The 18,667-nt window shown below is 73.7% G+C and carries 14 protein-coding genes and 1 pseudogene; 6 read left to right on the top strand and 9 right to left on the bottom strand.

What is annotated here, in order from left to right; all coding sequences use genetic code 11:
• The 4 genes and pseudogenes from ABLM29_RS13900 to ABLM29_RS13885 all read right to left on the bottom strand — a co-directional run.
• Window positions 1–465, bottom strand: a pseudogene (locus tag ABLM29_RS13900) (hypothetical protein); the annotation flags it as partial.
• Window positions 466–634: 169 nt separating this feature from the next.
• Window positions 635–1,993, bottom strand: coding sequence for a hypothetical protein (locus tag ABLM29_RS13895; RefSeq protein ID WP_349714716.1), 1,359 nt, complete (start codon window positions 1,991–1,993; stop codon window positions 635–637).
• A gap of 81 nt (window positions 1,994–2,074) precedes the next feature.
• Window positions 2,075–3,229 carry a CDP-glycerol glycerophosphotransferase family protein gene (locus tag ABLM29_RS13890; RefSeq protein WP_349714715.1) on the bottom strand — a complete coding sequence of 385 codons (1,155 nt, stop codon included), beginning with the start codon at window positions 3,227–3,229 and terminating at the stop codon, window positions 2,075–2,077.
• A gap of 96 nt (window positions 3,230–3,325) precedes the next feature.
• Window positions 3,326–5,521 (bottom strand): RecQ family ATP-dependent DNA helicase, encoded by a 2,196-nt coding sequence (locus tag ABLM29_RS13885; protein ID WP_349714714.1) that lies wholly within the window; start codon window positions 5,519–5,521, stop codon window positions 3,326–3,328.
• A gap of 70 nt (window positions 5,522–5,591) precedes the next feature.
• Between ABLM29_RS13885 and ABLM29_RS13880 the strand changes: the two genes are divergently transcribed.
• Complete coding sequence (locus ABLM29_RS13880) at window positions 5,592–5,855, top strand: hypothetical protein (protein WP_349714713.1); 264 nt, start codon at window positions 5,592–5,594, stop codon at window positions 5,853–5,855.
• Between the two features lie 25 nt (window positions 5,856–5,880).
• Here the strand turns inward: ABLM29_RS13880 and ABLM29_RS13875 are convergent, their stop codons facing one another.
• The 4 genes from ABLM29_RS13875 to ABLM29_RS13860 all read right to left on the bottom strand — a co-directional run bounded on the left by ABLM29_RS13875 (window position 5,881) and on the right by ABLM29_RS13860 (window position 10,133).
• Window positions 5,881–6,186, bottom strand: coding sequence for a DUF2470 domain-containing protein (locus ABLM29_RS13875; protein WP_349714712.1), 306 nt, complete (start codon window positions 6,184–6,186; stop codon window positions 5,881–5,883).
• The gene (locus tag ABLM29_RS13870) at window positions 6,183–8,162 is read right to left on the bottom strand and encodes a M13 family metallopeptidase (RefSeq protein ID WP_349714711.1); all 1,980 of its coding nucleotides are present in this window, start codon (window positions 8,160–8,162) and stop codon (window positions 6,183–6,185) included. Before ABLM29_RS13870 ends, ABLM29_RS13875 begins: the two co-directional genes overlap by 4 nt.
• 153 nt (window positions 8,163–8,315) lie before the next feature.
• On the bottom strand, window positions 8,316–9,128 hold the full coding sequence (locus ABLM29_RS13865) for a 2-phosphosulfolactate phosphatase (RefSeq protein WP_349714710.1): 813 nt from the start codon (window positions 9,126–9,128) through the stop codon (window positions 8,316–8,318).
• 27 nt (window positions 9,129–9,155) lie between these two features.
• The gene (locus ABLM29_RS13860) at window positions 9,156–10,133 is read right to left on the bottom strand and encodes an NADPH:quinone oxidoreductase family protein (RefSeq protein WP_349714709.1); all 978 of its coding nucleotides are present in this window, start codon (window positions 10,131–10,133) and stop codon (window positions 9,156–9,158) included.
• A gap of 137 nt (window positions 10,134–10,270) precedes the next feature.
• Here ABLM29_RS13860 and ABLM29_RS13855 point away from each other — a divergent pair, with 137 nt between their 5' ends.
• The 4 genes from ABLM29_RS13855 (at window position 10,271) to ABLM29_RS13840 (ending at window position 16,108) form a co-directional block, all read left to right on the top strand.
• A complete protein-coding gene (locus ABLM29_RS13855) occupies window positions 10,271–10,801 on the top strand; it encodes a PadR family transcriptional regulator (protein WP_349714708.1) in 531 nt (176 codons plus the stop codon).
• Window positions 10,798–12,858, top strand: coding sequence for an FAD-dependent oxidoreductase (locus ABLM29_RS13850; RefSeq protein WP_349714707.1), 2,061 nt, complete (start codon window positions 10,798–10,800; stop codon window positions 12,856–12,858). The genes ABLM29_RS13855 and ABLM29_RS13850 overlap by 4 nt, the downstream gene beginning before the upstream one ends.
• Window positions 12,859–13,109: 251 nt before the next feature.
• On the top strand, window positions 13,110–14,267 hold the full coding sequence (locus ABLM29_RS13845) for a MalY/PatB family protein (RefSeq protein ID WP_349714706.1): 1,158 nt from the start codon (window positions 13,110–13,112) through the stop codon (window positions 14,265–14,267).
• Window positions 14,268–14,395: 128 nt separating this feature from the next.
• Window positions 14,396–16,108: an alkaline phosphatase D family protein gene (locus ABLM29_RS13840; protein ID WP_349714705.1), complete on the top strand. Its 1,713-nt coding sequence runs from the start codon at window positions 14,396–14,398 to the stop codon at window positions 16,106–16,108.
• A gap of 19 nt (window positions 16,109–16,127) precedes the next feature.
• Here the strand turns inward: ABLM29_RS13840 and ABLM29_RS13835 are convergent, their stop codons facing one another.
• Complete coding sequence (locus ABLM29_RS13835; protein ID WP_349714704.1) at window positions 16,128–17,492, bottom strand: GH1 family beta-glucosidase; 1,365 nt, start codon at window positions 17,490–17,492, stop codon at window positions 16,128–16,130.
• Between the two features lie 246 nt (window positions 17,493–17,738).
• Here ABLM29_RS13835 and ABLM29_RS13830 point away from each other — a divergent pair, with 246 nt between their 5' ends.
• Window positions 17,739–18,434 carry a pirin family protein gene (locus ABLM29_RS13830; protein ID WP_349714703.1) on the top strand — a complete coding sequence of 232 codons (696 nt, stop codon included), beginning with the start codon at window positions 17,739–17,741 and terminating at the stop codon, window positions 18,432–18,434.
• The last annotated feature ends 233 nt before the right edge of the window (window positions 18,435–18,667 follow it).

The raw sequence follows: 18,667 nt of genomic DNA, 5'->3' as shown, positions 1-18,667 counted from the left end.
GGGGGCGGCCGGCTCCGGGCGCGCGCGCCTCGCGGTCGGCACCCGCGTGGGCGCGGGCGCAGCGCGTGGCAGCGTGTCGGCGACGGCGTCGAGGACCTGCGCGACCAGCGTCGACGCGGCGGCGGCGTCCAGGCCGTCGTACCGCCGCGCGTCGGCGAGCAGCCGGACGCTCTGGGTGTCCCGCTCGTCCAGGCCGTCGATCCGCCAGTGCGGCGGGTCCGCGTCGGTGGCCGGCGCCAGCTTGCCGGCGCCGACGAAGCGGGTGGCGAGCAGCACGGCGCCGGAGAGCAGCGCGACGCTGGGGTGGGCCTCGGCGTCCTCCCGGGCGCGGGCGAGCACCGGGAGTGCGGCCCGGACCGGCAGGCTGACCCGCCGACCGCCCGCGTCGGTGAACTCGATCTCTCCGTCCCGCGGCGGGTGCGCCGGCCGGAACGTCGCCGGCCCCGAGACAGGGACGAAACTCACCGGCACCTCCACGCACCACGCACCCGCCGTGGATCGGCGGGCGCACCCCCGACGCTAACGCGCGGCCCCGACACCGGGTTCCCGGCCCCGGGCACGCCGAGTCGGCAGAAGCTGACCGCGGACGGCGCGAGTCGGCAGAAAGTTTCTGCCGACTCGCGCCTCGGGCCCGTCAGTTCGTGCCGACTCGCGCGGCCTGCCGCTTCACCAGCGGCGCCGCGAGCAGCAGCACCACCGCGCCGCCCGCGCCGAGCGCGGCCACCCACCAGGTGGGGTGCTGGACGGCGAGGACGACGGTGGCCAGCGGGATGGCGGTGGCCAGCATGCCGATCGCCAGCAGGGAGAAGCCGGAGTGGTCGGTGATGATGGCGGCCAGGGCCCACAGCAGCGTCAGCCCGGCGGCGAAGCCGAGCACCACCGCGACGTCGGTCTCGTAGTCGGCGGGCACGGCGGACCAGGTGGGCTGGCCGAAGACCTGCGACGTCATGCCGCCCGTGTCGTCGCTCATCCCGAACTCGGACATCACCTGCCCGAGCGCGGAGCCGAGGAGCCGCATGACGAGCATCGCGGCCAGGCTGCCCGCGATGCCGACGATGCCGATCACGCCGACCGTGACGGAGGTGATCACCCGGCTCGGCAGCAGCCAACCGACCACGGTGATGATCGCGACGAACGCCGTCACCGCGATCGCGAACCAGACGGCGGCGTCCTCGGAGTCGATGCTGTCGCCGAAGATGTCGCCGAACGCCTCCGCGTAGACCAGGCCGAGACCCAGGACGGTGACCACGGCGAAGGCCGGGCGCCTGGCGAGCAGGTACCCCACCACGCCGAGCGCGGCGACGACCCCACCGACCAGGTAGGCGAGGTGGTCCGCGACACCGGTGTCCTGCAGCCCGACGGGCAGCAGCACGCCGAGGCCGGCGATGCCGACCACGCCGGGCCAGGTGACCAGGTCCGAGCGGGCGCCGGCGCCGGCGGTACGGCGCGCGAGGAGCGCCCCGACCAGCGAGATCGCCAGCAGCGCGACGACGGCGGCCAGCCCGGTGCCGTAGACCGACCAGTCGAGGTCGCCGTCGGCGCGGGAGCGGACCGCGGAGACGACCACGGCCGCGCCGAGCAGGCCGGCGCCGATCGCGGCCAGCGCCGCGGTGATGCCGGCCCTCTCCGGCGGGGCGGGCGGTGCCGCGGCCTCGCCGCCAGGAGCATCGGGGCCATCGGGGCCGCCGGCGGTCCCGGGACCGACGGGGGGCTCGGGCTGACCGTCGGCGGCCGTCGGCACCATGACGGTCTGCGCGCCACCCGGCCCCGGCGGAGGCGGCGGCGGCGTCGTCGAGGAGCCACCGGTGTCCGGGTAGGTCACGGTCGGCGGCGACAGCGGTTCGGCGGGAGCCGCCCCCTCCGCCGGTCCGTCGGCGGACGACGCCCCCGCAGCGGCGGACTGGTCCGTGTCGGGCTCGACCGCGTCGGGGTCGACGGCGTCGGAGTCGTCGCGGGGCGTGCCCTCGGATCCGGAGCTGGGAGCGTCGGTCATGCCCGGCAGCCTAGGGCCGCGCACCCCGGAATCCGGGGACATCGGAGCCCCGGCGCACCAGCGGTACGCCGGGGCTCCGGATCACGCGGTGATCGCCGCGCCGGCCAGCGGATCGGCCTCGCCCAGGAGCACGTCGCGCAGCACCACGAGCGCGCCCACCTCGGCGATGAACCGCTGGGTGCTGTCGCCGATCTGGTTGTCGTCGAAGTAGTGGTGGCGCATCGCGACCCGGGCCAGGTGGTGCTCGTCGTGCTCGAGGCGCGAGGCGAGCAGCGCGGTCAGCCCTGCCACGTCGAGGCCGCCCTCGGCGTCGACGACGTCGGCGCACCGGCTGACCGGCACCTCCTGCCGCAGGCGCTCGGGGTCGTGGTGCCGGTCGGTGACGAAGATCGGCCGCTCGGTCCTCAGGTAGAGCCAGTCCAGGCCCACCGAGGAGACGTCGCTGACCATCGCGTCGCAGTCGGGCATCACGGCCAGGATGTCGCCGCTGATCACCGCGACGTGCCCGGCGTCCGGCTCCTCGGCCGCGGCCCGGGCGACCAGCTCGAGGATGCGGCGGTGCCCGTCCCGGATCGCCTGGGTCTGGCTGGTGGTCACCTTGGGGTGGGGCTTGTAGACGACCCGGGTGTCGGGGACCGCGAGGATCGCCTCGATCACCTCGGGCCCCATCGTGTCCACCGACGTGTAGTCGTTGTAGTCCGCGTCCCCCTCCCAGGTGGGCGCGTAGAGGACGGTACGGCGGGTGGTCGGCGGGATCAGCGGGGCCGGCCGCAGGTCGAGCTGCGGGCGACCGATCCGCACCACCTTGCCGAGGTCGAAGGCCATCAGGCCGGCGTCGAGCCGCTGCACGGCGGCCTCGCCGGCGACGAAGACGCGGTCGTAGGCCTTGGCGTTGTTGCTCGCCATGCTCTGCTTGTCGCTCTCGCCGTGGTTGATGTGCACGTGGAGCTTGCGGGTGTCCAGCAGCGACTGGAAGTTGTACATGGAGTTGTTGCAGTAGAGCACGACCTTGGCGTCGAGGTCGGCGTAGCGCTCGGTCAGCGCGGAGAACTCCGGCAGCACCTCGACCGGCAGGCTGGTGCGCTGCCGGACGATGGCTGCCGAATCATGGTTGCGCAGCACCAGGCCGACCGGATGCTCGTGGTCGAGGAGCTCCAGGACGGGGAGCCACTGGACGAGCTGGTAGGTGCGGGACGGGTCGTCCGCGAAGTAGGCGATGACGGCAACCTGGTTCACTCCCGAAGTATGGGGCCGGGACCCCCCATTCCCACCATCCGCGCAATCAACAATTTACACGCGCTGACCTGGGGTTTCTCGCCCCCCGCGGGCGCCTCAGCCCTGCGTGGCCAGGACCAGCGGGAGGACGCCCTCGGCGCCGGCCTCGTAGAGGGCCGATCCGGCCAGCGTGAGGGTCCATCCGGTGGCCCACAGGTCGTCCACCAGCAGCACCTTCGCGCCCCGGACCGCGCCCGGTTCGGCGAGGCGGAGGCCGGCCCGCCGGGAGACCGCGGAGACGCGCTGGGCGGAGTTCGTGGCGCCCTTCTCGGGCGGGACGGACGGGTCGAGCACGGACCAGGAGCCGACCACGGGCTTGCGCAGGTAGCGGGAGAGACCCGAGGCCAGGTCGCCGACCAGCGTCGGCCGGCGGACGGAGTCGACGACGACGATCGCGTCGACCTGCGGCCGCCAGTCCTGCAGCATCGTGACCATCGCCCGGGCCAGGCCGTCGGGCACCGGGCCGTCGACGGGAGCGCCGTCGGGCCCGGGGGCGAAGAGTCCGCGCAGCGCGGCGCCGTGGCCGAGGTCGGTGAGCCGGGCGATCGCCCGGCCCTCCTCCAGTGCGGGGTTGATCCGCCCCTTCAGCTCCACGCCGACGGCGGGCAGGCCGGTGGGCCACAGCTTGCGCGGCTCGATCGGTACGCCGGGCCGGGCCAGCCGGTCCGCGGCCTCGCTGACGGCCTGCTCGGAGACGCCGGCGTCGAGGGCGAGCCCGCCGCAGTTGTCGCAGCGGCCACAGGTCCACGCGGGGTCGGCGAGCACCGCCGGGTCGTCGAGCTGGCGGCGCAGGTAGGCCATCCGGCACTCGCCGGAGGAGAGGTAGTCGAGCATGGCGCGCTGCTCGGCGGCGCGGGCCTCGGAGACCCGCCGGTACCGCTCCTCCTCGTAGGCCCACTCCCGCCCCGTCGACTCCCAGCCGCCCTTGACCCGGCGGACCGCGCCGTCGACGTCGAGGACCTTGAGCATCGTCTCCAGGCGGTTGCGGGAGAGGTCGACCCGCGGCTCCAGCGCGGCGGTGCTCATGGGCCGGCCCTCCTCGGCGAGCACCGCCAGGGTCTCTCGGACGACCGGCTCCCGGGGGAACGCCAACGACGCGAAGTAGGCCCAGATGTCCCGGTCCTCGATCGCGGGCAGCAGCACCACCGACGCCTCGTCGATCGCGCCGCGGCCGGCACGGCCGACCTGCTGGTAGTAGGCGACCGGGCTGTCCGGGGCCCCGAGGTTGACCACGAACCCGAGGCTGGCGTCGAAGCCCATGCCGAGGGCGCTGGTGGCGACCAGGGCCTTCACCTCGCCGTCGATCAGCGCCTGCTCCAGCGCGAGCCGCTCGGTCTGCTCGGTCTGCCCCGAGTACGCCGCCACCCGGTGCCCCCGCGAGCGCAGGTAGTCCGCGACCTCCTGGGTGGCCGCCACGGTCAGGCAGTAGACGATTCCGCTGCCCGGCTGCTCGGCGAGGTGGTCGGCGAGCCAGGCCAGCCGCTGCTCGGCGGTCGTCAGGCGGACCACGCCGAGGCGCAGCGAGGCCCGGTCCAGGCTGCCGCGGAGGACGAGGACGGAGCCGGGGGCCGTCGGTGGTTGAGGTGCGAGCGGAGCGAGCCTCGAAACCTCTGACGGGTCAACCACCGGCTCCAGCTGCTCGGCGACGTCGTCGGTGACCCGCTGGTTGGCGGTGGCGGTCGTCGCCAGCACCGGGATCCCGGTCGGCAGCTCGGCCAGCAGCGTGCGGATCCGGCGGTAGTCCGGGCGGAAGTCGTGGCCCCAGTCGGAGATGCAGTGCGCCTCGTCGACCACCAGCAGGCCGCAGGTGGCGGCAAGGCGCGGCAGCACCTCGTCGCGGAAGCCCGGGTTGTTGAGGCGCTCGGGGCTGACCAGCAGCACGTCGACCTCGCCGGCGTTGATCGCGGCGTGGACCTCGTCCCACTGCTCGATGTTGGTCGAGTTCACCGTCACGGCCCGGATGCCGGCGCGCTCGGCGGCGGCGATCTGGTTGCGCATCAGCGCCAGCAGCGGCGAGATGATCACCGTCGGGCCGGCCCCCTGCTCGCGCAGCAGCAGGGTGGCGATGAAGTAGACGGCCGACTTGCCCCAGCCGGTGCGCTGGACGACCAGCGCGCGGCGGCGGTCGACGACCAGCGCCGAGATCGCCGCCCACTGGTCCTCGTGCAGCGCGACGTCGTCGCGGCCGACCAGGGCACGCAGGTGCTCCTCGGCGCGGGCGCGGGTGTCGGCGGCGGTGGGAGCGGTGGTCATGCCTCCGTGTCTACCAGCGACCCCCGACGCCTACGATCGCGGCACCCGTCCGACGAGCGAGGAGCCCCGCGTGCACGTCTACATCCGCCCGACCCAACGCTTCCTCCCCTGCCAGGTGTGCGGCGGCGCGTCGTTCGAGCGGCGCGAGGTGAAGCTGTCCGGGGGGTTCTCGCTGTTCGACCGGGAGGGCCCGTACCCGGCCGTCGAGGGCGCGGCGTGCACCCGCTGCGGCTACCTGCACACGTTCGTCTCGCCCGCCGGCGTACCCGCCCACCAGTGGCTCGATGCCGACCAGGTCCAGCCGGGCGACCTGCCCGAGGATCCGCTGGCCTGAGGCCCGCACGCGGACCGAGGCCGCCTCAGTGCGCGCGCGGCTCCACTCCCAGGGCGGCGCAGGAGGCGTCGTACAGCGCCACCACCTCGCGGCGGATCTCGGCGCGCTCGGTGATCGCGCCGGCGGGCCACGGCACCCGCACCTCGCCCATCGGCCCCTCGGGGCCGACGACCTCCCAGGTGCCGGCCTCGCCGTCGACCCCGATCATCGCCGCGCCGCTGGCCTCGGGGGCCCCGTGGGCGCGGACGATCAGCAGGTTGTCCTCGGGGTGGTCGCCGTTCATGTGGCCGGTGACCGCGGCGACCACCGCGGCGTCGAACGTGGTCGTCACCAGATCCGGACCCGGTCGGCGGGGTCCAGCCACAGGCCGTCGCCCTCCTGGGTGCCGAACACCTCGTGGAACTCGTCGAGGTTGCGCACGATGTTGGCGCGGAACTCCGGCGGGGAGTGCGGGTCGATCGTCAGGTACTGGCGCTCCTGCTCGGTGCGGCGCTTGGTGCGCCACACGTAGGCCCAGTTGAGGAAGACCTTCTTGCGGTCGTCCTCGGTCGCGTCCTCGCCCTCGGCCTCGCGGGAGATCACGTAGGCCTTGTGGCCGATGGTGAGGCCGCCGAGGTCGCCGATGTTCTCGCCGACGGTGAGCGCGCCGTTGACCTTCTCGCCGGGCAGGTTGCGCGGCTCGAAGTCGTCGTACTGCTCCACCAGCGTCTTCGACTTCACCTCGAAGGCGGACTTGTCGTCCGGGGTCCACCAGTCGTTGAGGTTGCCGGCGCCGTCGTACTGCGCCCCCTGGTCGTCGAAGCCGTGGCCGATCTCGTGACCGATCACGGCGCCGATGCCGCCGTAGTTCTCGGCCGCCTCGGCGTCGGGCGAGAAGAACGGCTTCTGCAGGATGCCCGCGGGGAAGCAGATCTCGTTGGTGCCCGGGTTGTAGTAGGCGTTGACCGTCTGCGGCAGCATGAACCACTCGTCGCGGTCGACCGGGGAGCCGATCTTGGCCAGCTGGCGGTCGGTCTCGAACGCCGAGGCCGCGGCCGCGTTGCCGATCAGGTCGTCGGCGGAGACGGTGAGCGCGGAGTAGTCGCGGAACTTCTCCGGGTAGCCGATCTTGGGCCGGAACGTCGCCAGCTTCTCGTAGGCGCGCTCCTTGGTCTCCTCGGTCATCCAGTCCAGCGCCTCGATGGAGACCCGGTACGCCGCCAGCAGGTTGGCGACCAGGTCGTCCATCAGCGCCTTCGAGGTCGGCGGGAAGTGGCGGGCGACGTACTCCTTGCCGACCGCCTCGCCGATCGCGCCCTCGACGAAGGCGACGGCGCGCTTCCAGCGGGCCCGCAGCTCGGGGGTGCCGTTGAGGGTGCGGCCGTAGAAGTCGAAGTTGGTCTCGACGAAGTCGTCGGTCAGGTACGGCGCGGCCGAGCGGACCACGTGGCTGAACAGCCAGTCCTGCCAGACCTCCAGCGGCGTGGACTCCAGGACGCCGGAGAGGTGCTCGAAGTACGACGGCTGGCGGACCACGACCTCGTGCAGGATCGTGTGCTCGGCGTCGGGGTGGCCGCCGAGGTTGGTGATGTAGGCGTCCCAGTCGAAGGCCGGGCAGAGCGCCTTCAGCTCGTCCTCGGTGGTCAGGTTGTAGGTCTTCTGGACGTCGCGGGTCTCGGCGCGCTCCCAGTGGCCCTTGGCCAGCTCGGTGTCGAGCTCGAGGATCCGCTGCGCGGCGCCGGCCGGGTCCGCGTGGCCGCCGAGGGTCAGCAGCCGCTCCAGGTAGGCGACGTACTTCTCGCGGATCTCGGCGAACTTCTCGTCCCGGTAGTACGACTCGTCCGGCAGCCCGAGGCCGCCCTGGACCAGGTGGAACAGGTAGCGGTCGGAGTCGCGGTCGTCGGTGTCGACGTAGGAGCCGAACAGCCCGTAGCCGCCGATCCGCTCGAACTCGCCGAGGAACGCGGCCAGGTCGCGGACGTCGCGCAGGCCCCTGACCGCGGCGATCATCGGCTCCAGCGGCGCGGTGCCGACCTCGGCGATGCGCTCGGTGTCCATGAAGGAGTTGAAGAGGTCGCCGATCTTGCGGGCGTCCTCGCCACCCTGTCCGCCCTCCGCCGCGGCGTCGGCCCCGGCGGCGAGGTCGGTGATGATCTCGCGCACCTGCTCCTCGGCCTGGTCGGCCAGCTGCACGAACGGACCCCAGCTGGAGCGGTCCGCGGGGATCTCGCACTCGGTCAGCCAGGTGCCGTTGACGTGCCCGAAGAGGTCGTCCTGCGGGCGGATGGTCAGGTCCATGCCCTCGCGGGCGTCGTCCAGGATCGTCACGGGTCCGAGACTAGCCGGACCGCCCGACGATGGTCAGGGGCCGGGGCCGGGCGCGTGCGGGGCGGGGCGGGTGCGGGTGCGGGGTTCGGGCGCGAGGGCGGGGTCGTGTGCCTGAGAACCCGCTATGGCGATGCGTGGGGCACACGACCCGACTCACGCCGTAGGCGCGTCGACGAAGCCGTCACCGGTCAGCACCGGCACCACGTCCTCGGCGTCGCGGTCCGCGGCGGCCGCGACGTCGGCCCCGAAGCCCGCGTCGTCGAGCTCGCGCCCGCCGGCGACGGTCGGCAGGAGCGCGGGGAGGTCCGCCGCGACCCGCTCGTACGCCGCGAGCGCCGCCTCGGCCTCGGGGCTCAACGCGGTCCGCTCACCACCGGGCAGCTGCCGGCGCAGCGCGGCGAGCACCGCGCCCGCGCCCCACAGGTCCTCCACCGCGGGCCGCAGGGTGCCGTCGGGCCAGCGCTCCCCGGCGGCCACGACCGCGACCCGGGCGCCACCCGCGACCCGGTCCGCGCAGTGCGCGGCGACCGCGGACGCGTTGCGCAGCGCGCCGCCCACCACCGGCACGCCGCCGGCGCCGAGGGCGGCGCAGATCGTGGAGCCGTTGGGCGAGGGCAGCACGATCGCCGGCAGCGGCTCGGCGGCCAGCAGCAGGGCCGGCGACAGGCTGGGCGGCGGCCCGCCGGGCCGGTCCGCGAGGTCGCGGGCCTCCAGGCGGCCGACGGCCAGCGCGGCGCCGCGCTCGGCGGCGTACGAGACCGCGCGCTCGTCGCGCCACCGGAACGGGTGGACGCGGGTGCCGCGGGCCACCGCGATCGACAGCGTGGTGGTGAACGAGAGCACGTCCACCACCACGGCGACGTCGTCCGGCCCGAGGTCGGCCACCAGGGCCGCGCCGCCGGTGGGGCCCCAGTCGCAGCGGACGTCGTAGGCCCGCTGGCCGTGAGCGGCGGGGTCCTCCGGCATCCGGGGCTCCCTGTGGCCGGGGCCGGCTCAGCCGCGGATCGTGACGACCAGCTTGCCGAGCGCGGCCCGGTTGTCCATGTCGTGCAGCGCCTGGGCGAACTGCTCCATCGGGTAGACCTGGCCGATCGGGGGCTTGACCACGCCGGAGGTGATCATCGGGACCAGTCGCTCCCACTGCGCCTCGAGGTAGTCGGGGCGACCGAAGACGAAGGCGCCCCAGCCGACGCCGCGCACGTCGATGTTGTTGAGCAGCAGCCGGTTGACCTTGACCTCCGGGATGCCCTGGCCGGCCGCGAAGCCGACCACCAGCAGCCGGCCCTGCGGCGCCAGCGAGCGCAGCGAGTCGGTGAAGACGTCACCGCCGACCACGTCGAGGACCACGTCGACGCCGCGGCCGCCGGTCAGCTCCTTGACCGCGTCCTTGAAGCCGTCGATGAGGATCGCCTCGTCGGCGCCGGCCGACTTCGCGAACGCGGCCTTCTCCTCGGTGCTGCACACGGCGATCGTGCGGGCGCCGAGCGCCTTGGCGACCTGGATGGTGGCGGTGCCGACGCCGCCGGCGGCGCCGTGGATGAGCACCGTCTCGCCCTCGCGCAGGCCACCGCGCTCCTCGAGCGCGAAGAGCGCGGTGAGGTAGTTCATGGGGAGCGCCGAGCCCTCGTCGTACGAGAGCTCGTCGGGGAGCGGGAAGACCATCTCGACCGGCGCGACGGCCAGCTCGGCGGCGCCGCCGTGGGAGCCGAAGCCGACGACGCGCTGGCCGACCTCGAGGCCCTCGACGCCCTCACCCAGCCCGGCGACGACGCCGGCGTAGTCGACGCCGAGCGTGAACGGCGGCTCGGGCTTGAGCTGGTACTGGCCGCGGCTCAGCAGCAGGTCGGGGAAGGAGACGCCGACGCTGTGGACCTCGACCAGCACCTGACCGGGGCCGGCGGTGGGCTCGGGCAGCTCGGTGACCTGGATGTCGTCGGGACCGGTGAGCGTGTGGACCTGTACTGCGCGCATGGTGGCGACCCTAGCGACCGCGTGGTGCCGGTCACCTTCGTCTCGCCACAGACGTCGTTGTGCACTCCGCCCACCCCGGACCGATATGCAACTCGTTGCACTTGCAATTCGTTGCATACATGGTCCAAACTCGGGGCATGGCCCTGGAACACGCGCTCCTCGTCGCACTCAGCGAGCAGCCCGCGTCCGGGCTGGAGCTGACCAAGCGGTTCGGCCGCTCGATCGGCTTCTTCTGGTCCGCCACCCACCAGCAGATCTACAAGGTGCTGGGCCGGATGGAGGGCGACGGCTGGGTGCGCGTCACGGTGGTGGAGCAGGCCGACCGGCCAGCCAAGAAGGTGTACGACGTGACGCCGCTCGGGGCGACCGCCCTCGCCGACTGGCTGGCCACCCCGGCCAGGCACAGCCCGTTGCGCTCCGACCTGGCGGTGAAGATGCGCGGCGCCTCCTTCGGCGATCGCGCCACCGTGCTCGACTCCGTGCGCGCCCATCTGGCCGACCACGTCACGCGGCTCGACCACTACCGGGCCCTGATGAAGCGCGACTACCCCGAACCCTCGGCGCTGACCGGCGCCGATCTCGACCACTACCTCGTCCTGCGCGGCGGCATCCTGCTCGAGGAGAGCCAGGTGGCGTGGCTGACCGAGTACCTGGAGGCACAGGCATGAACGACATCGACACCCCGCTCCCCGGGCTCGGCGACACGGCCGGGCAGACGGCGTACCCGCACCTGCTGGAGCCCATCACCCTGGGCTCGATGACCCTGCGCAACCGCGTGGTCATGGGCAGCATGCACGTCGGCCTCGACGACCGGGTGCGCGACCTGCCCAAGCTGGCCGCGTTCTACGCCGAGCGCGCCCGCGGCGGCGTCGGCCTCATCGTGACCGGCGGCTACGCGCCGAACGTGCGCGGCTGGCTCACTCCGTTCGGCTCGCAGATGTCGACCCGCCTGCAGGCGGCCCGGCACCGCCAGGTCACCGACGCCGTGCACGCGGAGGGCGGCGCGATCGCGCTCCAGATCCTGCACGCCGGCCGCTACGGCTACTCCCCGCTCAACGCCGGCGCCTCGGACAAGCAGTCGCCGATCACCCCGTTCAAGCCGTCGCGGCTCTCCTCCCGCGCCGTCGACCGGACGGCCTCCGACTTCGCCCGTTCCGTCGTGCTCGCCCGCAAGGCCGGGTACGACGCCGTCGAGATCATGGGCTCCGAGGGGTACCTGATCAACCAGTTCCTCGCCGAGCGCACCAACGACCGCACCGACGAGTGGGGCGGCAGCGCCGACAAGCGGATGCGGTTCCCGGTCGAGATCGTGAGCCGCGCCCGCGCGCTGGTCGGCCCCGACTTCCCGATCATCTACCGGATCTCGCTCGTCGACCTGGTCGAGGGCGGCCAGACCTGGGACGAGGTCGTCGAGCTCGCGCACCGGCTCGAGGAGGCCGGCGTGACCTCGTTCAACACCGGCATCGGCTGGCACGAGGCGCGGGTGCCCACGATCATCACGCAGGTCCCGCGCGGCGCGTGGCGCTCCTACACCGCGCGGCTCAAGGCCGCCGTCTCCGTGCCGGTCTCGGCGTCGAACCGGATCAACACCCCCGAGCTGGCCGAGTCGATCCTGGCCAACGGCGAGGCCGACCTGGTCTCCATGGCCCGGCCGCTGCTGGCCGACCCCGAGCTCGTGGCGAAGGCCGCCGCCGGCCGCGCCGACGAGATCAACACCTGCATCGCCTGCAACCAGGCCTGCCTGGACCACACCTTCGCGGGCAAGAAGGCCTCCTGCCTGGTCAACCCGCGCGCCGGCCGCGAGACCACCCTGGTGCTCGCGCCCACGCGGGTCGCCTCGACGGTGGCGGTCGTCGGCGCCGGCCCGGCCGGCCTCTCGGCCGCCGTCTCCGCCGCCGAGCGCGGCCTCAAGGTCACCCTCTTCGAGCGCTCCGGCTCCCTCGGCGGCCAGTTCCGCCTCGCGATGGCCGTGCCCGGCAAGGAGGACTTCACCGAGACGCTGCGCTACTACACGCGGCGCCTCGAGGTGCTCGGCGTCGACGTGCGCCTCGGGACCGAGGCGGACGACGCCGCGCTGGCCGGCTTCGACCACGTCATCCTCGCCACCGGCGTGCGCCCGCGCGTGCCGGCGATCCCGGGCGCCGAGCACCCGCGTGTGGTCCGGTACGACGAGGTGCTCTCCGGCGCCGTCGTACCGGGCGAGAAGGTGGCCGTGATCGGCGCCGGCGGCATCGGCGTCGACGTCTGCCACTGGCTCACCCACGCCGAGGGCGACGACGAGCTGGACACCTGGATGTCCTACTGGGGCGTCGGCGACCCGACCCTCCACCCCGGCGGGCTCACCGAGCCGAAGCCCCGGCCCGCGGTGCGCGAGGTGACGCTGCTGCAGCGCAAGACCACGCCGATCGGCATCGGCCTCGGCAAGACGTCGGGCTGGGCCCACCGGGCCGTGCTGAAGCAGGCGGGCGTGCGCCAGGTGAGCGGGGCGTCGTACGACCGGATCTCGTCGGTGCCGGGACGTGACGACCTGGTGCGCCTGGAGATCACGGTCGACGGTGTCGCGCAGTCGCTCGACGTGCACCACGTGGTGCTCTGCGCCGGCCAGGAGTCCGTGCGCGACCTCGTCGCCGACGGGCGGACCGTGATCGGCGGCGCCGACGTGGCCGCCGAGCTCGACGCGAAGCGCGCGATCCGGCAGGGGACCGAGGTGGCGGCGGGGCTCTGAGGCCGGTTGGCTGGCCGGCGTCGGAATCACCGGTCGACCGGGGATTCGGTCGCTGGACAGGCAGTGCAACGCCTGTCCAGCGGCCGAATTGCCTGTCCGGTGTGACGCCTGGGGCCCGGGTGAAGCCCTCCACCCCGCCCCAACCCCCGGTTCGGCGCGCCCCAACCCCCGGCTCGGCCCGCCCCAACCCCCGACTCGGCGCGCCCCAACCCCCGGCTCGGCGCGCGGTCCCGCTGGCTAGGCTCGACGCCGTGATCCGCGACCTGACCGACGCCGAGGCCCGGCGTGCGATGCCGTGCAAGTGGGGCCAGGTGGACGCGGACGTGATCCCGGCCTGGGTCGCGGAGATGGACTACGCGCTGGCGCCGCCGATCGCCTTGGCGCTGGCCGACGCGGTCGCGCACAACGTCGTCGGCTACCCGGACTTCTCGCCGGGTGGCGGGCCGCTCGGCGAGGCGTACGCCGGCTTCGCCAGGCGCCACTTCGGCCAGCACGTCGACCCCACCTGGGTGGTGCCGACCGTCGACGTCACCGCCGGCGTCCGGTTCGCGCTCAACGCGCTCTCCGCGGACGCGCCGGTGGTGATGACCGTGCCCGGGTACCCGCCCGTCATGAACATCATCGAGGCCACCGGCCGCAAGCGCCTCGACCTGGTGCTCGACCCGGACGCGGAGCGCGCCGAGATCGACCTCGACCAGCTCGACCACCTGCTCGACCCCGCCGGCGGCGGCGCGCGGACGCTGGTCCTCACGAACCCCCACAACCCCCTGGGCCGCGTCTTCACGCAGGCCGAGCTGGAGGGGATCCGCGACGTCGTGGTGCGCCACGGCGCGCGGGTGGTCGCCGACGAGATCCACGCGCCCTTGGTCCTGCCCGGGGCACCGGCCCACACGCCGTACCTCTCCCTGGACGGCACCGCCGACCACGCCGTCGCCGTCGTCTCGGCGTCGAAGGCGTTCAACACCCCCGGCCTGCGCTGCGCCCAGATCGTGGCCGGCGACGACGCCACCCGGGACCGGCTGCGAGGCGTCGGCCCCGGCGTCAACGAGTCCTGGTCGACCCTCGGCGCGGTCGCGAGCGTCGCGGCCTACACCGACGGCGACCCCTGGCTCGCGACGCTGGTCGCCCGGCTCGGGGAGCAGCGCGACCTGCTCGCCCACCTGCTCGCCCGGCACCTGCCCGCGGCCCGGATGCGGCCCGTGGAGGCGACGTACCTGGCGTGGATCGACCTGCGCGCGTACGGCGAGGACGACCCCGCCGCCGAGGTGCTCGCGAACGGGCGGGTCCGGCTCGCGCCCGGCGACATGTACCAGCCCGGGCTGACCGGGCACGTCCGGCTCAACTTCGCGACCAGCCCCGAGCGGCTGACGGCGATCGTCGAGCGGATGGCCGCGGCCCTCGCCACCTGAACCCTGCCCTCGCCACCTGACCCCTGCCCTCGACGCCCGAACCGGCCGTCCGCGGCCGAGCCCGTCCCCACCGTTGGTGAAACCGGCGCCGACCCATGACCTGTGGCGTAGATCACCGTTGGTGATGCGTGGACACGCCTGCCCCCGTCGAGCCGACCCCGACCGCGGACCACCTCACCCCGGCCTCGCCGATCTCCCGCCGCCAGGTGATCGCCGGTACCGCCGTGGCCGGCGCGGCGGCAGCCTCCGGGGTCGCCGCGGTGGCGCTGAGCGGCGCCGCCGACGCCGCCACGCCTCTCTTCCGGCACGGCGTCGCCTCCGGCGACCCGCTGCCCGACGCGGTGGTGCTCTGGACCCGGGTGACGCCGACGCCGGAGGCCACCCCGGGCTCGGGCAGGGGCCCGGCGGTCGACGTGACCTGGGAGGTCGCGGCCGACGAGGGGTTCCGCACCGTCGTGAGCAGCGGCACCACCCGCACGAGCCGGCGCCGCGACCACACCGTCAAGGTCGACGCGGGCGGCCTGCGGCCCTCGACCTGGTACTGGTACCGGTTCCGCGTCGGCGGCACCACCAGCCCGGTCGGCCGCACCCGCACAGCGCCGTCGTACGACGACTCGCCCGACCACCTGCGCTTCGGGGTCGTCTCCTGCGCCAACCTGCAGGCGGGCTACTTCCACGCCTACCGGGCGCTGGCGCGGCGCGACGACCTGCACGCGGTGGTCCACCTGGGCGACTACCTCTACGAGTACGGCCCGGGTGAGTACGGCTACGGCAAGGACGACGTCGACGTGCGCCGCCACGTCCCGGCGCACGAGATGGTGTCGCTGCGCGACTACCGGCGCCGCCACGCGCAGTACAAGCGGGACGCGGACCTGGCCGCGCTGCACCTGCGGCTGCCGTTCATCGCGACCTGGGACGACCACGAGTTCGCCGACAACGCGTGGAAGGGCGGCGCGGAGAACCACGACCCCGAGACCGAGGGCAGCTGGCGGGCGCGGCGCCGCGCCGCCTTCCGGGCGTACGACGAGTGGATGCCCGTGCGGCTGTCCGGGACCGCGGAGGTCCGGGACGGCCGGAAGATCTACCGCCGGCTGCGGTTCGGCCGGCTGCTGGAGCTGTCGATGCTCGACCTGCGCAGCTACCGCACCGAGGAGATCGACTCCGCCAGCATGACCGGCGGCGAGCAGGAGATCGCCGGCGCCGCCCAGATGCGCTGGCTGACCACGGGGCTCAGGGACAGCTCCGCCCGCTGGAAGCTGGTCGGCAACCCGGTGATGATCGCGCCGGTCAGCTTCGGCCAGCTCCCGCAGCGCTCGGCCGACGCGATCGCCGAGATGGTGGGCGACGCCGTCGGCTCCGAGGGCCTGCCCTACAACCTGGACCAGTGGGACGGCTACGTCCGGGACCGCCGCGACCTCTACCGCTACCTCCACGACAACGACATCTCCGACGTGGTCTTCCTGACCGGCGACATCCACTCCGCCTGGGCCTGCGACCTGCCCCTGGACGCCGGCGCCTATCCCTTCGCCGACCGGCGCACCGTCGGGGTGGAGATGGTCTGCACCTCGATCACGTCCAACAACTTCAAGGACATGCTCGGCACCACCGCGCTGACGCCGTTCGCGGCGACGGCGCTGCGGGCCGCCAACCCGCACATCCGGTTCGTCGACCTCGACAACCACGGCTACTCGGTGCTCGACGTGACCAGCGGCCGCGCCCAGATGGACTGGTACGTGACCGCCGACCGCAAGGGGTCCGACGACTCGTCGACGTGGGTGCGGTCCTACCAGACGACCGCGGGCAGCCGGCGGCTCCAGCAGGTCTACCGGCCGGTGAGCTGAGCCCGCCCGGGGCGGACCGTCAGTCCGCCTGCCCGGCGTGCACCCGCGCGTGGGCGGTGATCAGGTCGGCGTACCAGCTGTAGGAGCGCTTCGGGGTGCGCTCCTGCGTCTCGTAGTCGACGTGCACCAGACCGAACCTGGGCACGTAGCCGTCGGCCCACTCGAAGTTGTCCATCAGCGACCAGGTGTAGAAGCCCTGGATGTCCACGCCCCGCTCGATCGCCTCGGCGACCGCGGTCAGGTGCGCCTGGAGGTAGTCGATGCGCTGGTGGTCGTCGACCACGCCGTTCTCGTCGGGTCCGACGTTGTAGGCGCAGCCGGACTCGGTGATCATCAGCGGCGGTACGGCGGCGCGGAACCGCGCGCGGAACAGGATCAGCCACTCCCGCAGCGCGTCGGGCACCACCGGCCAGCCCAGGTCGGTGAGCGGGTGGCCGAGGATCTCGCGGAACTCGAACGGCACGTCGGCGCCGTCCGGCGCGGCCGCGACCCGCAGCGGGTTGTAGTAGTTGATCCCGTAGAAGTCGAGGGGCTGGCGGATGGTGGCCAGGTCGCCGTCGCGGACCACGTCCTCCATCAACGGCGCGAGGTCGGCCGGGTAGCGGCCCAGCAGCATCGGCTCGGCGAACTGTCCGTTCCACAGCGTGTCGAACAGCTTGGAGGCGCCGACGTCGGCCGGGTCGTCGGAGGCCGGCCAGATCGGCGCGTGGTTGTTGGCGCAGCCGATGCTGGTCGCACCCGCCGCGCGGAGCGCGATCGCCGCGCGCCCGTGGGCGAGCAGCAGGTGGTGCGCCACCACGAGGGAGTCGAAGACCAGGCTCTTGCCGGGCGCGTGCTCCCCGACGCCGTAGCCCTGCATGCTGGCCACGTTGGGCTCGTTGACCGGCACCCAGTGCTCGACGCGGTCGGCGAGCCGCTCGCCGACGATCGCGGCGTACTCGGCGAAGTGGTCGATCGTGTCCCGGTTCAGCCAGCCGCCGTCGTCCTCGAGCGCCTGCGGCAGGTCCCAGTGGTAGAGGGTGACCATCGGCTGCTGGTCCGCCTCGAGCAGCTGGTCGACGAGCCGGTCGTAGAAGTCGAGGCCGGCCGCGTTGACCGGCCCGCGGCCGGTCGGCTGGATCCGCGGCCAGGCGATCGAGAACCGGTAGCCCCCGGTGCCCAGCCGCGCCATCAGCGCGACGTCCTCCTCGGTGCGGTGGTAGTGGTCGCACGCCACGGCGCCGCTCGACCCGTCCGCGATCCGCCCCGGCTCGGCGCAGAACGTGTCCCAGATGCTGGGGCCGCGCCCGTCCTCGTCGACCGCGCCCTCGATCTGGTAGGCCGCGGTGCTGGTACCGAACCGGAAGTCGGCCGGCAGCCGCTCCGACAGGTCGGGGTGCTTCATCCCGACAGCGTCGCACGAGGTCGCGCGGCGCGGAGGGTGTTCTCGGATCCGCCCCCGCCGGGGGGTGCGGCGATGCCGGTGTGTCGGGTGGGGCGGGCGGGGCTTCTGTGCACCCGCCGGGGCGGGGTCGTGTGCCTGAGACCCACCCAGGGGTAGTTCTGGGGCACACGACTCCCGGCCGAGCCGGTGGCCCCACCGGTGGCCCCACCCCGGCGTGCCGGCGACGCCGCGGGGCACAATCGGGGCGTGAGCGTCGAGATCAGCCGCGGGTCCAGCAGGTTCATCGACCGGGTGCCGGGGCGGTTGACCCGGCACGCGTTCTCGTTCGGTCCGCACTACGACCCTGCGCGGGTCTCCTACGGCCCGCTGGTGTGCCACGACGACCACCTGCTCGGCGCCGGCCAGGGCTTCGAGGAGCACCCGCACTCCGCGGTCGAGATCGTCACCTGGGTCGTGTCCGGCCGACTGAGTCACCGTGACTCGCTCGGCAACGAGGCCGAGCTCGGCCCCGGCGAGTGCGGCGTGCTCCGCGCGGGCGCCGGCGTCCGGCACACCGAGCTGGCCACCACCGACGGCGCCGTCCGCTTCGTCCAGACCTGGCTCGCCGCCGACCCCGAAGCCGAGCCCGCCTACGCCCGCACCAGCGCCGCCCCGGGGCCGCACGCGCCCGGCGACGACCCGGTCAGGCTGGTCGGCGACGGCGGGCCGCTCGCGATCGGGGTCGACGGGGCGTCGTACGACCTCGTCCGGCTCGGGCCCAACGAGACCGTGACCCTGCCCGCCGCGCCGCGCGTGCACGCCTTCGTCGTCACCGGCGCGCTGCTGCGCTCCTCGCTCGCCGAGCCGCTCCAGGCGGGCGACGCGTTCCTGCTGACCGACGAGCCGGCGCACGAGGTGACCGCGGGTGTGCCGACCGAGCTGTTGGTGTGGTCGTTCGGCTGAGGCGTGGCGGCCGCGGTTGGAATCACCGGTCGACCGGTGATTCCCACACATGACAGGCGTTGCAACGGCCGACAAGTGACCGAACTCCCTGTCCGGTGTGACGCATGTGCAGCCTGAGGCACACGACCCGCCCCATCCGGAGGCACACGACCGACCCCACCCGCCGGCCACTCAAGCGGCTCGGTCGGCACCGCCCGATGACTTTCCCCATCGCCACGGGTCGACCCCTGAGG

Origin of the sequence: Nocardioides sp. YIM 152588 (genome assembly GCF_040191335.1) — a bacterium.
Classification (GTDB): Bacteria; Actinomycetota; Actinomycetes; order Propionibacteriales; family Nocardioidaceae; genus Nocardioides.
Note: the sequence above shows the minus strand (reverse complement) of the source record. Positions and strands in the feature narration are given on the sequence as shown.

What these genes read in the sequence shown, in the direction of transcription:
- ABLM29_RS13860 (WP_349714709.1), bottom strand. Translation starts at nt 10,133, where the DNA reads ATGCGCGCAGTACAGGTCCACACGCTCACCGGTCCCGACGACATCCAG.
- ABLM29_RS13855 (WP_349714708.1), top strand. Translation starts at nt 10,271, where the DNA reads ATGGCCCTGGAACACGCGCTCCTCGTCGCACTCAGCGAGCAGCCCGCG.
- ABLM29_RS13895 (WP_349714716.1), bottom strand. Translation starts at nt 1,993, where the DNA reads ATGACCGACGCTCCCAGCTCCGGATCCGAGGGCACGCCCCGCGACGAC.
- ABLM29_RS13835 (WP_349714704.1), bottom strand. Translation starts at nt 17,492, where the DNA reads ATGAAGCACCCCGACCTGTCGGAGCGGCTGCCGGCCGACTTCCGGTTC.
- ABLM29_RS13850 (WP_349714707.1), top strand. Translation starts at nt 10,798, where the DNA reads ATGAACGACATCGACACCCCGCTCCCCGGGCTCGGCGACACGGCCGGG.
- ABLM29_RS13865 (WP_349714710.1), bottom strand. Translation starts at nt 9,128, where the DNA reads ATGCCGGAGGACCCCGCCGCTCACGGCCAGCGGGCCTACGACGTCCGC.
- ABLM29_RS13885 (WP_349714714.1), bottom strand. Translation starts at nt 5,521, where the DNA reads ATGACCACCGCTCCCACCGCCGCCGACACCCGCGCCCGCGCCGAGGAG.